The sequence below is a fragment of the Weissella uvarum genome, from assembly GCF_016908785.1.
Taxonomy (GTDB): domain Bacteria; phylum Bacillota; class Bacilli; order Lactobacillales; family Lactobacillaceae; genus Weissella; species Weissella uvarum.
Genome location: NZ_JAFBEO010000001.1, coordinates 331,830 through 348,518, shown reverse-complemented (window position 1 = coordinate 348,518; position 16,689 = coordinate 331,830). Strand labels below are relative to the sequence as shown.

Genomic DNA, 16,689 nt, shown 5'->3' with positions numbered 1-16,689 from the left:
TGTTGTGATAAGGTGACTTCGATTTGACTAATGTTGACATTCGATTTAAGGATGCTTATAATAAGGTCAATATTAGTCAAGGAGGCATCAAAATGACCGAGCAAAATATGTCGGACTGCATTGAAGAATACTTAAAATCAATTATGCAGGATGAAAATCAAATTGAAATTAAGCGTTCGGATATTGCGGCGCATTTTGATGTGGTACCATCACAGATTAACTATGTGATTAAGACGCGGTTTAGTTTGCAAAATGGGTATTTAGTTGAATCTAAGCGCGGTGGCAGTGGCTATATTCGCATTGCTAAAGTTGCGGTTGGACCTGATGCACAGTATTGTGAAACACTTTTGCAAGATTTACCAGACGCTATGACGGTTAATCAGACTAATGATGTATTGGATTCACTTAATCAAGCGGGGGTATTAACACAGCATGAATGTTGTTTGCTACAAACGTTATTAAGTAAAGAAACGTTGGCGGTTCTGCCTACTAAAAATGGGCAAGAACAGTTACGAGCACGTTTATTGAAGCAATTACTAAATCGATTACGATTTGAAAGTGAGCGTGAATCATAATGGAAAAAGAATTTACTGAAAGTGCCAAGACCGTTTTGGTAATGGCACAAGAACAAGCTAAATATTTTAAGCATCAAGCCGTTGGGACCGAGCACATTTTGTTGGCCTTAACGATGGAAAAGCAAGGTGTTGCAGCGAAAGTTTTGCAGCAAGTTGATGTGACTGAAGAAGCAGTTCGCGATGAGATTGAACTCTTTACGGGTTATGGTAATTTGGATCGTGATTATGCAACAAGTTATTTACCTTATTCACCAAAAGCTTCTGAAATTTTAAAGGCTGCGCAAAAGCAAGCTGACGAACTTAATCAAGAGCACGTTGGCACTGAGCATATTTTGTTGGCGTTGATTAGTGATGAATCAATTCTGGCAACTCGCATTTTGAATGAACTTGGGGTAAATATCAGTGAACTACGTCGGATGATTTTGGCAAAGTTGGGCGTTAACCCAGCTAAGGCCCAACGTAAAAATGCCCGTGGTGGGCGTAATCCACGTGGTAATGGGCAAGATGAAGCCGTTGAAGGGACGCCTTTGTTGGATTCATTGGCTCGTGATATGACCCAACAGGCTCGTGAAAATAAGATGGATCCTGTAATTGGTCGAGATGATGAAATTAAGCGAGTTATTCAGATTTTGTCACGTCGTACCAAGAACAATCCAGTGTTGATTGGTGAACCTGGGGTTGGTAAGACGGCGATTGCTGAAGGATTAGCACAACGAATGGTTGCTAAGGAAGTGCCAAGTGACTTAGCTAATAAGCGCTTGATGATGCTAGATATGGGATCATTGGTTGCGGGAACTAAATTCCGTGGTGAGTTTGAAGATCGTGTAAAGAAAATTATCGAAGAAGTTCATCAAGATGGCAATGTCGTGTTGTTCATTGATGAGTTGCATACTTTGATTGGTGCCGGTGGTGCTGATGGTGCGATTGACGCTTCGGATATCTTAAAGCCAGCCTTGGCTCGGGGCGAATTGCAAACCATTGGAGCAACGACGTTGGATGAGTACCAAAAGTACATTGAGTCTGACTCGGCCCTTGAGCGTCGTTTTGCTAAGGTACAAGTTGAGGAACCTTCTGCTGCGCAATCAATTGAAATTTTGCAAGGGCTCCGGCCACGCTATGAAGAATTTCATCAAGTAGCGATTACTGACCAAGCGGTTGAAAATGCGGTAAATCTTTCTGATCGTTATATTAGTGATCGTTTCTTACCTGATAAGGCCATCGATATGATGGATGAAGCGGCTGCTAAGGTGCGGATTGAAGAGTCAGGACATAAGACACCTTTGGCTCAATTACAGGATGAGTTGAATGAGATTCAAAAGACCAAAGAACAAGCTATTGGTGATTTGGACTTTGAAGAGGCAGCTCGTTTGCGTCAACGTGAGCTTGACCAGCGTAAAGCTATTGAAGATTATCAGGCCAAGCACCAAACGCCCGTTGATCAACCAGTGAAATATGATTTGAAGGTTACTGATCACGATGTGAATGAAGTGGTGGCTGAGCAAACCGGAATTCCGTTGACTCAAATGGAAGAATCAGAACAAACCCGTTTGCTTAACTTGGAAGATGTTTTGCATGAACATGTGGTTGGTCAAGATGAAGCGATTTCGGCTGTTGCTCGGGCAATCCGTCGAGCACGTTCTGGTTTGAAGGATCCAAACCGTCCGATTGGAACCTTTATGTTCCTTGGACCAACTGGAACTGGAAAAACAGAATTAGCTAAAACTTTGGCAGAAGCGATGTTTGGTTCGCGTGACAATATGATTCGTGTCGATATGTCAGAGTACCGTGAGGCATACTCATCAAGCCGTTTGGTTGGTTCTGCGCCAGGGTACGTTGGTTATGATGAAGGTGGTCAATTAACTGAACAAGTTCGGCGCCATCCATATTCAGTCGTGCTATTAGACGAAGCCGAGAAGGCCCACCCAGATATTTATAACTTAATGTTGCAAGTCTTCGATGAAGGATTCTTGACCGATTCGAAGGGACGTAAGGTCGACTTTAGAAACACAATCATTATTATGACTTCTAATTTGGGAGCAACCCGAATTCGTGATGAAAAGAAGGTTGGCTTTGGTGCAACCTCAGCTAGTGATGATTATGATGCGATGAAGTCAATGATTGATGAAGCGGTTAAGGAAACTTTCCGACCAGAATTTATCAATCGAATTGATGAAATGGTCGTCTTCCATAGCTTGACGAAGCCACAAATTCGTGATGTTGTGAAGTTGATGGCTGATGATTTGTTGGATCGCGTTCGGCAACAAGGCATTGATGTTAAGCTAACACCAGCCGCCATCGATCTTATTGCTGATGAAGGTTATGATGCTGAGTATGGTGCACGACCAATTCGCCGGGCCTTACAAACTAAGGTGGAAGATAAACTTTCTGAAGCACTCTTATCAGGTAAGGTAACGACCGAAAACCAAGTTGTCATCGGTGCTAAACAAGGTGAAATTACGTTGACGGTTAAAGAAAAAGCGCAAAAAGCAACGCAAGAGCCAGTTGAAGCCTAGACGGTTTAAGGGTAAATCTTGCATTTGCCTATATTTTAATATATAATAACAACTAGTTTTAATTGTGTATAAAAATCTGGATGGCTTGGAAATATTGTCCCAAGCGTCTGACTGAATAGAAAGACGGGAGCACTTTTTTAAAAATTAAGAAGATGCTTTGGTCTTTTTTGCGCTTAAAAATAGGTTTTTATGGAGCAAATCTGCGATTTGTAACACAATTGTAAGGTATGCTTGAGCACAATTAGCCAAATTAAAGTGAGGTGGAGAACTTGGTAGGAACGCTTGTTAAATACGGTAAGCACCGTGTTCGTCGTAGTTATGCGCGAATTAAGGATGTCCTTGATTTGCCTAACTTGATTGAAATTCAAACGGATTCATACAACTGGTTCTTGGATGAAGGATTGCGTGAAATGTTTACGGACATTTTGCCAATCGAAGATTTCCAAGGTAAGTTGTCTTTGGAATTTGTGGACTATAAGCTCATGGAGCCAAAGTACACAGTTGAAGAAGCGCGCAATCATGATGCGAATTATTCAGCACCATTGCATGTAACATTACGCTTAACTAATAAAGAAAGTGGCGAGATTAAGTCACAAGATGTCTTTTTTGGTGATTTCCCATTAATGACTCCGCAAGGAACTTTCATTATTAATGGTGCCGAGCGTGTTATTGTTTCTCAATTGGTTCGTTCATCTGGGGTTTACTATAACGAAGAACCAGATAAGAATGGTCGCCCAATTTATGGTGCGACTTATATCCCAAGCCGTGGTGCTTGGTTGGAATACGAAACTGACGCGAAGGGACTTGATTACGTCCGGATTGACCGGACTCGTAAGTTGCCAATGACTGAATTGGTACGAGCTCTTGGTTTTGGTTCAGATTCTGAAATTTTGCAACTTTTGGGTGACCAATACGACTCAATCAACTTAACTTTGGACAAGGATGTCCATAAGGATGTTAACGATTCACGTGTTGAAGAGGCCCTAAAGGACATCTACGAGCGGCTACGTCCTGGTGAACCAAAGACTGCAGATTCTTCACGTTCACTTTTGACAGCTCGTTTCTTCGACCCACGTCGCTATGATTTGGCGCCAGTTGGTCGTTATAAGATGAACAAAAAGTTGTCATTGAAGTCACGTTTGATTGGTCAAACCCTTGGTGAAACCTTAGCTGATCCAGATACTGGTGAGGTTTTGTTTGAAAAGGGTACTAAGATCGACAAGAAGGTTATGGGCGTTTTGGCACCATACCTTGATCGTGATGACTTTAAGATGGAAGAACACATTCCATCAGATGATGCCGTTGTGACTGAACCTATGTTGATCCAACGCATCATGGTTGAAGATCCAAATGATCCTGAAAAGGTCCTACCAATGATTGGTAACGGACACTTTGACGAATCAGTGCGTGATTTGCAACCTGCTGATATCATTGCTGGTATGAATTACTTCTTGAACTTGCAAATGGGTATTGGTCAAACCGACGATATTGATCACTTGGGTAACCGTCGTGTTCGTCGTGTTGGTGAATTGCTACAAAACACATTCCGAATTGGTTTGAGCCGGATGGAACGTGTTGTCCGTGAACGGATGTCAATTCAAGATCCTGACACAGTGACACCACAACAATTGATTAACATTCGTCCTGTTGTGGCTGCAACCAAGGAATTCTTTGGTTCATCACAATTGTCACAATTCATGGACCAAACTAATCCATTGGGTGAATTGACTAACAAGCGTCGTTTGTCAGCCCTTGGACCTGGTGGTTTGACTCGTGATCGTGCCGGATATGAAGTGCGAGACGTGCACTATACGCATTATGGTCGTATGGACCCAATTGAAACACCTGAAGGTCCTAACATCGGATTGATCAATTCATTGGCCACATACGCTCGAGTTAACCGTTATGGATTCATCGAAACACCATACCGTCGTGTTTCATGGGATACGCATAAGGTTACTGATAAGATTGATTACTTGATGGCTGACGAAGAAGATAACTTCGTGGTTGCTCAAGGTAACTCTGTCTTGAACGATGACGGTTCATTTGCGACTGATACTGTTTTGGCTCGTCACGCGGACGAAAACATGGAAGTTTCAATTGAAGACGTTGACTACATGGACGTTTCACCTAAGCAAATGGTTGCCGTTGCCACGGCTGCCATTCCTTTCTTGGAAAACGATGACTCTAACCGTGCCTTGATGGGAGCCAACATGCAACGTCAAGCTGTGCCATTGATCAATCCACATGCACCATTAATTGGTACTGGAATTGAATACAAGGCTGCGCATGACGCTGGAGTTGCGGTTGTTGCTGAATATCCTGGAACCGTTGAATATGTTGATGGTCGTGAAATCCGTGTTCGTCGTGAAGATGGTTCACTAGATAAGTACAAGTTGATGAAGTTCCGCCGTTCAAATGCCGGTAAGAACTATAACCAACGTCCAATTGTTTCAGTTGGGGACAAGGTTGATGCTGATGAAGTAATTGCCGATGGTCCATCAATGGAACAAGGTGAATTAGCTTTGGGTCAAAACCCATTGGTTGCCTTCATGACTTGGCAAGGATATAACTTCGAAGATGCCATCATTATTAATGAACGTTTGATTCGTGATGATGTTTATACATCAATTCACATTGAAGAATATGAGTCAGAGGCGCGTGATACAAAGCTTGGACCTGAAGAATTTACTCGTGAAATTCCAAATACTGGTGAAGATCAACTTCGCAATTTGGATGAACGTGGAATTATTCGTGTCGGAGCTGAAGTTGAAGACGGCGATATTTTGGTTGGTAAAGTAACACCAAAGGGTGTCACTGAGCTATCAGCCGAAGAACGTTTGTTGCATGCTATCTTTGGTGAAAAGGCGCGTGAAGTACGTGATACCTCATTGCGTGTGCCTCATGGTGGTGGCGGAGTTGTTCAAGATGTCCGCATCTTCACTCGTGAGAATGGTGATGAATTGTCACCAGGTGTTAACATGATGGTTCGTGTTTACATCGCCCAACGTCGTAAGATTCAAGTTGGTGACAAGATGGCCGGTCGTCACGGAAATAAGGGTACTGTTTCAATGGTAGTACCTTCTGAAGACATGCCTTACTTGCCAGATGGAACGCAAGTCGACATTATGTTGTCACCAATGGGTGTGCCATCTCGTATGAATATTGGACAAGTTCTTGAATTGCACTTGGGAATGGCTGCACGTGAATTAGGTATTCACGTTGCGTCACCGGTCTTTGACGGGGCCCGCGATACTGATATCTGGGCTGCGGTTGAAGAAGCTGGATTGCCAGGTGATGGAAAGACAGTTTTGTATGATGGACGGACAGGTGAACCATTTGATAAGCGGATTGCCGTCGGTGTTATGCACTACATGAAGCTTGCGCACATGGTTGACGATAAGATTCACGCCCGTTCAATCGGACCTTACTCACTAGTTACGCAACAACCACTTGGTGGTAAAGCACAATTTGGTGGACAGCGTTTCGGTGAAATGGAAGTTTGGGCCCTTGAAGCTTATGGTGCCGCACATACCTTGCAAGAAATCTTGACTTATAAGTCAGATGATGTGGTTGGTCGTGTGAAGACATACGAAGCGATTGTTAAGGGTGAACAAATTCCAAAGCCAGGTGTGCCTGAATCATTCCGTGTGTTGGTTAAGGAATTACAAGCCCTTGGTCTTGATATGAAGGTGCTTGATGCAAATCAAGACGAAATTGATTTACGTGATTTGGATGAAGAAGAAGGCGACGATGCTGTCGTTGATGTCAACAAGCCAAAGCCAGCTGATGCTGACGCAGCTAACACTGCCGATGAAACAGCTGATCACGCCCAAGGCGTTACAAACGCAGGGGATCAAGAAGACTAATCTACACCTGTGCTGAATAAAAATTAATGTTTCTAGGCTTAGGAGACTAAGCCTGTGGACATGAAGGTATCACTTGAGATGCTCTCATGTCTGCAGGTTTAGTCTCACTAGGCCGGATTGCTATCGAACCTATGAAAGGGGTCAAATCATTGATTGATGTCAATAAGTTTGAAAGCATGCAAATTGGGTTGGCAAGTCCCAACAAAATTCGCAGCTGGTCTTATGGTGAAGTAAAAAAGCCCGAGACAATCAATTATCGTACCTTAAAGCCTGAAAAAGATGGGCTTTTTGATGAACGTATTTTCGGACCTACCAAAGATTACGAATGTGCTTGTGGTAAATATAAGCGAATTCGTTATAAGGGAATTGTCTGTGATCGTTGTGGTGTTGAAGTAACCACTTCTAAGGTCCGTCGTGAACGGATGGGTCACATTGAATTGGCTGCCCCAGTATCACATATTTGGTACTTCAAGGGTATCCCATCACGGATGGGCTTGGTCTTGGATATGTCACCACGTTCACTTGAAGAAATTATTTACTTTGCATCATACGTTGTCACTGATCCAGGTGATACACCATTGACTGAAAAGCAAATCATTTCAGAACGTGAATATCGTGAATTGAAGCAACAATACGGCGACGAATTCCAAGCTGGTATGGGTGCTGAAGCGATTAAAACTTTGCTTTCACACGTTGATGTTGAAGCTGAAGTTAAAGAGCTTAAAGCTGAGTTACGTGAAGTAACTGGCCAAAAGCGTGTCCGTGCCGTGCGTCGTTTGGACATTTTGGAAGCCTTTTTGACTTCTGGAAACAAGCCTGAATGGATGATTATGGATGTTATTCCAATTATCCCACCTGATTTGCGTCCAATGGTGCAACTTGAAGGTGGTCGTTTCGCGACATCTGACTTGAATGACTTGTACCGTCGTGTGATTAACCGTAACAACCGTTTGAAGCGTTTGCTTGAATTGAATGCTCCTGGTATCATCGTGCAAAACGAAAAGCGGATGTTGCAAGAAGCTGCTGACGCCCTTGTCGACAATGGTCGTCGTGGCCGTCCAGTTACTGGTCCTGGTAACCGTCCATTGAAGTCACTTTCACACATGTTGAAGGGTAAGCAAGGACGTTTTCGTCAAAACTTGCTTGGTAAGCGTGTTGATTATTCTGGACGTTCAGTTATTGACGTTGGTCCATTCTTGAAGATGAACCAAATGGGATTGCCAGTACCAATGGCAATTGAATTATTCCGTCCATTCATCATGCATGAATTGGTTGAACGTGGTTTGGCTGGTAACATTAAGGCCGCTAAGCGTAAGATTGATCGTCGCGATGATGACGTAATGGATGTGGTTGAGGTTGTTATCAAGGAGCACCCAGTGCTATTGAACCGTGCCCCAACGTTGCACCGTCTTGGAATCCAAGCCTTTGAACCAGTCTTGGTTTCAGGTAAGGCGATGCGTCTACACCCATTGGTCTGTGAAGCTTATAACGCCGACTTTGACGGGGACCAAATGGCCATCCACGTGCCTTTGTCAGATGAAGCGCAAGCTGAAGCACGTTTGCTTATGCTTGCCGCTGGTCACATCTTGGCACCTAAGGATGGAAAGCCAATCGTTACACCTTCTCAGGACATGGTTATTGGTAACTACTATCTAACCACCGAAGAAGCTGGACGTGAAGGTGAAGGTATGATCTTTAGTAGTGTTGATGAAGCACGGACTGCTTTCCAAAACGGTTATGTGCACTACCACACACGTGTTGGTATTCAAACATCATCATTCCCTAAGGAAAAGCCATTTACTGATGATCAACGTTCAAAGATTATGGTTACTTCAGTTGGTAAGTTGTTCTTCAACGAAATCTTGCCAAAGGACTTCCCATATTTGAACGAAGCTGATTCAAGTAATTTTGATGCGATTGATGATCGTTTCTTCTTGGACGAAGGTCAAGACATTAAGGAATACTTTAATAATACTGAAATTTTGGCGCCATTTAAGAAGGGCTTCCTTTCTGATATTATCGCCCAAATTTATAAGGTTTATAAGGTAACTGAAACATCATTGCTATTGGACCGGATGAAGGACCTTGGTTATGATATTTCAACTAAGTCAGGTTTGACAGTTGGAATGGCCGACGTTACTGAATTGGAAGAAAAGCCAGCCATTGTTGAAGCTGCTCATAAGCAAGTTGCAACAGTTACTAAGCAATTCCGTCGTGGTTTGATTACTGATGATGAGCGTTATGAACGTGTTATTGCAATTTGGAATAAGGCTAAGGATGATATTACTGAGCAATTGATTGAGCACTTTGAACCTGATAACAACATCTTCATGATGTCTGACTCAGGAGCTCGTGGTAACATCTCTAACTTCTCTCAACTTGCTGGTATGCGTGGTTTGATGGCCGCTCCTAACGGACGTATCATGGAATTGCCAATCATTTCTAACTTCCGTGAAGGACTTTCTGTGTTGGAGATGTTCTTCTCAACTCACGGTGCTCGTAAGGGAATGACCGACACGGCTTTGAAGACGGCCGATTCAGGTTATATGACTCGTCGTTTGGTTGACGTGGCCCAAGACGTTATCATCCGTGAAGAAGACTGTGGAAGTGATCGTGGACTTGATGTTTCAGCCATTATGAATGGAAACGAAGTTGTTGAGCCATTGTACGATCGTATTCTAGGTCGTTTCGCGCAAAAGTCAGTGATTAATCCAGAAACTGGTGAGACCATTGTTGCGCACAACGAAATGATTGATGAAGATAAGGCCCAACAAATTCTTGATGCTGGTATCACAACGGTTAACATTCGTTCAGCCTTTACTTGTAATACTGAACACGGTGTCTGTGTGAAGGACTACGGTCGTAACATGGCTACCGGTGATGTTGTTGAAGTTGGTGAAGCCGCAGGTACTGTTGCCGCTCAATCAATCGGTGAGCCAGGTACGCAATTAACAATGCGTACATTCCACACCGGTGGTGTTGCCGGAAACGATATCACGCAAGGACTTCCTCGTGTGCAAGAAATCTTTGAAGCACGTAACCCTAAGGGTCGTGCGATTATCAGTGAAGTTACTGGTGAAGTGAAGTCAATTGAAGAGAACCCTGCTGACCGGACGAAGGAAGTTACGGTTGAAGGCGAAACTGATACGCGGACTTACACATTGCCAATGACGGCGCGGATGAAGGTTGCTGAAGGAGATCATATCCATCGTGGTGAGACTTTGAACGAAGGTTCAGCCGACCCTAAGGAAATGATTGAAGTTCGTGATACACTTGCAACAGAAAACTACCTTGTGGACGAAGTTCAAAAGGTTTACCGTATGCAAGGTGTTGAAATCGGCGATAAGCACGTGGAAGTTATGGCCCGTCAAATGTTACGTAAGGTCCGTGTTATGGATCCAGGTGACACTGACTTGTTGCCAGGTACTTTGATGGATATTGCTGAATTCCGTGAAGCCAATGAAAAGCCATTAATTGATGGTAAGTTGCCAGCGACTGGTCGTCCAGTTTTGCTTGGAATTACCAAGGCCTCATTGGAGACAAATTCATTCTTGTCTGCTGCATCGTTCCAAGAGACTACTCGTGTCTTGACGGATGCTGCTATTCGTGGAAAGAACGATCCTTTGATTGGTTTGAAGGAAAACGTTATTATTGGTAAGTTGATTCCTGCTGGAACTGGTATGAAGGAATACCAAGAAATCCAACCAGAAGTCGTTGCTGACCCAGTTGTAACAGATGATGCCGCTTCAGGTATTCCATCTACTTCAGATATTGCTAATTCAATGGAAAATCCAGTTGAATAACTAATAAGAAAAGCCACTGATTTTTAAAATCAGTGGCTTTTTTGCTTTAAAAACGTAAGCAAGTGTGCCATAATTATACTTACAAATTGTTAATGAATAGCAACGGATTTTTGGAGGTATAACATGCAAGATTTTACTTTTGTAAATAAGACGGAAGTGCATTTCGGCCAAAACCGGATTGATCATGAATTAGCCGACGTCATGGCCCGTTATGGTAAGCGTGTCCTATTGACTTATGGTGGTGGCTCAATTAAGAAGAGTGGCCTTTATGATCGCGTAATGAAACAATTAGCTGATTTTGATGTGATTGAACTTGATGGGATTGCACCCAATCCCAAGATTGATTCTGTTCGGGCTGGTCAAAAGTTAGCGGTAGACAACGATGTTGATGTGATTCTTGCTGTCGGTGGTGGTTCAGTAATCGATGCAAGTAAGATGATTGCTTCAGCAAAGTTCTATGCTGGCGATCCTTGGGATTTGGTTCTAAAGCCAAGTCTTCGGATGGACATTGATCAATTGCCAATTGTGGATATTGTGACATTGTCAGCCACAGGAACAGAAATGAACTATGGTTCAGTAATTTCAAATCCAGAAACAAATCAAAAGCTTGGATCAAAGGGACCAAATTCACCAGCCGTTTCATTCTTGGATCCAACACTCGCTTACTCAGTGTCAAAGTGGCAAACAGCAGCTGGTTCAATTGATATTATGTCGCACTTGTTTGAACAATACTTTGATAATGCGGCTAATAAGGATGTCCAAGACGGGGTCAAAGAAGGTATTATGCGTGCGGTCATTAAGTGGGCCCCAATTGCCTTGGCTGAACCTGATAACTATGATGCCCGTGCTAACTTGATGTGGGGTGCTACCATGGCTTTGAATGGTATTACCGGGGTTGGTAATGAAAATGTTTGGACCGTTCACCCAATTGAACATGAGTTGTCAGCATACTATGACATTACCCACGGCGTTGGACTTGGTATTTTAACGCCACGTTGGATGAATTATGTGCTTAGCGCTGAAACGGCACCTAAGTTTGCGCAATATGGACGTAATGTTTGGCATTTGACTGGTGATGATGATATGGAAGTTGCTAAGACTGCTATCCAAAAGACATACGATTGGATTAAGGACTTAGGTGTTCCAACAACCTTGCCAGGTGTTGGGATTGAAAATGATGAACATTTCGATGCAATGGCTCAGGCTGCAGTTGATGTGAATAAGTTGGATCAAAAGGCTTATGTTAAGTTGCAACCAGCTGATGTGGTTAAGATTTATGAAGCATCAATGACAACAGACGGCTTTGAATAATGCTAAAAAGCATCCTCATATGCGAGGATGCTTTTTTGTTGCCTGAAATTGCGGTATACTAGTAGGCATGATTAGAATGAAAAGAGAATACAGATGAAAAAAATAGATCGTGGGACGGCGTTTGTGCAGCAACACTTGTCATTATTTCAATGCCCAACATGTCGTGCGGCGTATACTGAGGTCGACGGACATAGTTTGGTGTGCCCGAATCACCATACGTTAGATGTCAATAAAAAGGGAAGTCTCAACTTTCTTAACCGGAATGTCGATACGGAATATGATGATGCGATGTTGGCTTCACGTCGGAAAGTACTCTCAGCTGGTTTGTTTGATGGAATCGTGACGGCAGTTGGGACAGCCTTAGATGCTCAAGCTCAGACAATTTTAGATGTTGGGACTGGTGAAGGCACCCCCTTAGCTAAGTTATTGGCTGAGCGTAATAATCAAGATGTCGGCTTAGGCTTTGATATTTCAAAAGCAGGCATAAATTTAGCAACGCAGTTAGATACGGATGCGTTCTATTTAGTTGCTGATTTAGCGCATTTACCATTTATGGACCATCAAATTGATACGATTGTTGAATTCTTCTCGCCGAGTGCCTATGAAGAATTTAATCGGGTACTGAAGCCAGGTGGTCGCTTAGTTAAGGTGATTCCAAATGCGGGATACTTGCATGAGTTACGTGAGATGCTTTATCCGGTTGATTCAAAAAATCACACTTACAGTAATGACAAGGTATTAAATCACTTTATGGCAACCTATCCGCAGGCGACTCAACAACGTGTTCAGTATACCTGGACGATTCCAGCGGATATTTATGTTGATTTGTTACATATGACACCGTTGCATTGGGGTGCCCGCCCAGAAGCTCAAGCTTTAGCCGAACAAACACCGCTGGATCAAGTGACTGTGGATGTGACGGTTCTAGTGGTTGATGTGTGAATTTTAAATGATTGATAGAAAAAAGACGTGTCAAACTATTTTTGGTGGTTTGACACGTCTTTTCATTTTCCCAATTCTTTTAAGAAGGCTTACTTTGGGAATGATGCTGTAGTGATAATCCAATTTTTGTGATGATGGTGATACCGATTAACGATATGCCAATTAAAAGAATTGTTGTTATGAGCATATTTGAAGCGGACAATACGATAAGCAAAGTTGAACCAATAAGTTGGCTGATATAATTACCAAGCGAATTGAATGAAATATATTTTGAACGATGAGCTGCTGGAACTAGTTCAACTTGCATGGCCTGAACAAAAGATGAATAGCTTAGTTCAGCGATACCTCCGACAAAGGTGAGCATAAGGATGAGTGGGATGCTTGTTGAATTATAAATGATATTGTAACTCATGACATAAAATAGGAGCATCCCAATCATCGTCCTGACCTTTAGGCGGTTGATAATCGCAGAAAGAAAAAATGTACTAAGGACAACCGTGATCACATTTTCAATCTGAAGTAAGCCGAAAAGCTGCGGACCTTTGTGTAGATGAACAATAGCCAAGTCGGCAGGTGTAAAAGCATCGCTAAAATGTACTTGTCCGAGTGTTTCGATGGCAAGGGGAGAGGCCATGATAAAAGCACTGCCTAAGACGTAAGCAACAAAGCGCTTGTCCTTGAGTGGAATTTTGTAGCTCCGGATTAAATCAATGATTTCATGCTTCAACGATGAAAAATGATTTGTAGTTGTTGGATTGATATTTTGATAATTAAACATATTATTTAGGATGAACGCAACAATAATAATCAATAACGCTGAAAGTATAAAGACTAGATATTGGTATTTACCAAAGAGCATTGAGCCAATGGAAATACCTAGGGCAAGCGAAATATTTACTGAAACATAGTCATACATGTAAGCTTTCTTTTTATTTTCTTCATTAACTGATGCAATTAATAGGGATGAGAATGTAGATTTATAAAGATTGGCTACGATTAAATTTATGAAGTATAAACAGATGGTTAGCCACTGATTTGAAATTAAAAAAACGGCCCCGCCGATAAGCAATTGCGTGATGGCCTGGACAATTTGACTAGAGAAAATCAGGCGACGGTCATCATAGGTATCGCCAAGATAACCGCCAATTAGATTGGAAGTATAGCTGATTACAACTTGTAGTATGCCGATTAAACCCGCTAGTTTTAGGCCAAATGTTTGGACGAAAAAGAGCATCATAAATGGAACAATTGCAAAAGAAGCAATACGATTCAAAAATGAGGCCACTAAACGGACTTTTAAGTTTTTAGATAAGGGCATCTTAATCTTCCTTCCTAGCTTCCTAAATTGATTCGTATGCATTAAAAGTTTTCTGGCGTTTATGTATGTTGAAAGCCAAAATAATTTTGGAACTAAACGTTATAAGAACCACTTTAACACTATATTATGATAACCCCAATCATATGATGAGAATTATTTAATGTTGAAGGTGCGAATACTGATTAAATAAAGATGTTTATATACTGTTGGGTGCTGGTTAAGGATAGTTCGAATTATTGACACAGTTAAATTGATTTTTGAGCAATGTGACAGCTGTCATTTAGAGGGGTCAATCTAAATCTTAAAAGTGAAGACAACGAATTGATACAAATTTCTCAGTGGAAACTGTGGAAAAATAACGGAGAGTTCGGTAAAATGGTTCTAGTTATTAAATTTTAGTAAAGGAAAATGGTGTTGCAGCATGTTTCCAGATCGCTTGCGTGAATTACGAAAAGGTCGTGGTATCACATTGGAAAATTTGGCTGATGCGATGAATCAAAATCTAGATCCAGGTCAAAAACCAAATACAGCGGCTCAAATTGGTAATTGGGAACGTGGGGATCGTTCACCATCTTATATTGAAGTTTGCAAGTTAGCTGATTACTTTGATGTGTCACTCGACTTTTTAGTTGGGCGGACCATGGCTGAAAAGACTGATTTATCACTGTTGTTCTTATCAGGTAAAGAAATTGACTTTAATGGTAAGCCTTTAACTGATCAACAACGCTTTGATATTTTCCAATATGTTAATGCTTATTTGAATCCAGCTACCCCGATGAATGATGGCGATGTTGCCATTAACCATCAAGAAAATCTATTTTAAAAAAGGAGCTTATATGTCAGCAGAAACGCTATCATTTGGGCCCGGTCGTCAGCTAATGTACATCGATTATTTAGATGCGTTAGCTGATTTTTTAATGCTTTATCAGTCAATACCAGGGATTAAGCATAAGTTAGAACGTGCTTATCAGGCCGTTGCGTTGATTAATCAAGGTCAATTTCCGCCAACCTTGTTTGATATGGCGTTGACTGAAGCCGATATTACAGAGGTTGAGACATATGTTTTAAACAAATATCCAACCCAAGCTGATCAGGGTAATGCTTTGTGGACTAAATTGCGGGAACCGCTAGAACAGGTTGATTATTGTTTACGGAATATTCGTGATGAATTCATTGAAGATTTTAATATGTACGCCTATTTAACGCCGAAATTTTTAAAGGCAGTCTCGGCGTATTTGGCTGGCCGGCCCACCTTAGAATTAATGGCTGGACAAGGTTATTTATCCGCCGGTCTCAAAGCTTTAAATCCTGATCAGACCATTATTACCACCGACAACCAGGATTGGCTTAACCAACCAGTAACCGCAGTTGAACCAGTTATACCCGTCGAAAATTTAGATGCAATGACGGCCCTTGAGCGTTATGGACGCCAAGTAGAGGTAGTATTACTGAGCTGGGCCCCAGACACCAGTGATATTGACGTGAAAATTTTAGCAGCGATGCGGGGAAACTATCCAGAAGTGGAATTCTTAGTTATCGGCGAGCAGGATGGGGCAACTAATTCATCGCAGTTTTGGCAGGTCGCTAAATTAACAGAATTAACGACCCTTAATCAAACAAGACCCCAATTTGATTTAATTGATGAAAAAATCTACCAAGTTAAATAGATTTTGGAAGTTTTATCTAGATGAAAAACCTGAGAGACAATGTTCTTTCAGGCTTTTTATATTTGTGGTGCGGGTAAGAATAAAGTATGCTAACTGTAAAATAACAATTATCCAAGAATGATCTAGAATGTAGAAACGAGGTAGTTGAAAATGAAAGCTAGAGAAAAAATTATCAAAAGTACCTTGGATCTTTTATCGGGAAATCAAAAGAATGATTTCTCGGTTAGCGAGGTGGTGGAAAAGGCAGGTGTTCACCGCAGCACATTTTATCGTAATTTTGAAACGAAAGATGATTTAATTCTTGCAACAATTGAATATGAAATCGGAGGATTAGCTGACCAAAAGCTATCACTACGTGATTATTTTATTGAACTTTATAAAATTGTTGATGATAATCGCTCTGTATTAGTTGCGTTGAAAGATAATGAAAGATTCGAGGAGCTTGTAAATCAAGAATTGATGAAACAATTTAAAAACTTAGTTGAGACAATTCCGGGTGAAGATGTGACGATGGAAGCGGTACGCGAATCAAAACATCAACATCGGGCCAACTTAATTATGATGGATGCAATGGTTGGATTAATTCAAATGTCAGTAAAGTATAATCGTGAGTATAAAATTGAAGATATTTTAGAAGTCTTTGATAAATTGATGGTGTAAATGCGACACTTTGGGAATATTTGTATCTTAC

Annotated in this window: 10 protein-coding genes; 9 read left to right on the top strand and 1 reads right to left on the bottom strand. The window is 41.7% G+C overall.

Annotated features, from left to right (window positions below; all coding sequences use genetic code 11):
* Positions 1-92: 92 nt before the first annotated feature.
* From JOC36_RS01740 to JOC36_RS01715, 6 genes are all read left to right on the top strand, one after another.
* Positions 93-575: a CtsR family transcriptional regulator gene (locus JOC36_RS01740; protein WP_205144780.1), complete on the top strand. Its 483-nt coding sequence runs from the start codon at positions 93-95 to the stop codon at positions 573-575.
* The gene (locus JOC36_RS01735; protein ID WP_205144779.1) at positions 575-3,088 is read left to right on the top strand and encodes an ATP-dependent Clp protease ATP-binding subunit; all 2,514 of its coding nucleotides are present in this window, start codon (positions 575-577) and stop codon (positions 3,086-3,088) included. The genes JOC36_RS01740 and JOC36_RS01735 overlap by 1 nt, the downstream gene beginning before the upstream one ends.
* Before the next feature lie 260 nt (positions 3,089-3,348).
* Positions 3,349-6,957 (top strand): DNA-directed RNA polymerase subunit beta, encoded by a 3,609-nt coding sequence (gene rpoB, locus JOC36_RS01730; RefSeq protein WP_205144778.1) that lies wholly within the window; start codon positions 3,349-3,351, stop codon positions 6,955-6,957.
* A gap of 131 nt (positions 6,958-7,088) precedes the next feature.
* Positions 7,089-10,760, top strand: a complete 3,672-nt coding sequence (gene rpoC / locus JOC36_RS01725) for a DNA-directed RNA polymerase subunit beta' (RefSeq protein ID WP_205144937.1) — start codon at positions 7,089-7,091, stop codon at positions 10,758-10,760.
* 123 nt (positions 10,761-10,883) lie between these two features.
* Positions 10,884-12,071: an iron-containing alcohol dehydrogenase gene (locus JOC36_RS01720; RefSeq protein ID WP_205144777.1), complete on the top strand. Its 1,188-nt coding sequence runs from the start codon at positions 10,884-10,886 to the stop codon at positions 12,069-12,071.
* A 93-nt stretch (positions 12,072-12,164) separates the two neighbouring features.
* On the top strand, positions 12,165-13,013 hold the full coding sequence (locus JOC36_RS01715) for a methyltransferase domain-containing protein (protein WP_205144776.1): 849 nt from the start codon (positions 12,165-12,167) through the stop codon (positions 13,011-13,013).
* A gap of 79 nt (positions 13,014-13,092) precedes the next feature.
* On the opposite strand, the gene JOC36_RS01710 is transcribed toward JOC36_RS01715, so the two are convergent.
* Positions 13,093-14,331, bottom strand: a complete 1,239-nt coding sequence (locus tag JOC36_RS01710) for an MFS transporter (RefSeq protein WP_205144775.1) — start codon at positions 14,329-14,331, stop codon at positions 13,093-13,095.
* Positions 14,332-14,752: 421 nt separating this feature from the next.
* Between JOC36_RS01710 and JOC36_RS01705 the strand changes: the two genes are divergently transcribed.
* The 3 genes from JOC36_RS01705 to JOC36_RS01695 all read left to right on the top strand — a co-directional run bounded on the left by JOC36_RS01705 (position 14,753) and on the right by JOC36_RS01695 (position 16,658).
* Positions 14,753-15,154, top strand: a complete 402-nt coding sequence (locus JOC36_RS01705) for a helix-turn-helix domain-containing protein (RefSeq protein WP_205144774.1) — start codon at positions 14,753-14,755, stop codon at positions 15,152-15,154.
* A 13-nt stretch (positions 15,155-15,167) separates the two neighbouring features.
* On the top strand, positions 15,168-15,998 hold the full coding sequence (locus JOC36_RS01700; RefSeq protein ID WP_205144773.1) for an SAM-dependent methyltransferase: 831 nt from the start codon (positions 15,168-15,170) through the stop codon (positions 15,996-15,998).
* Between the two features lie 150 nt (positions 15,999-16,148).
* On the top strand, positions 16,149-16,658 hold the full coding sequence (locus JOC36_RS01695; protein WP_205144772.1) for a TetR/AcrR family transcriptional regulator: 510 nt from the start codon (positions 16,149-16,151) through the stop codon (positions 16,656-16,658).
* Positions 16,659-16,689 lie beyond the last annotated feature (31 nt).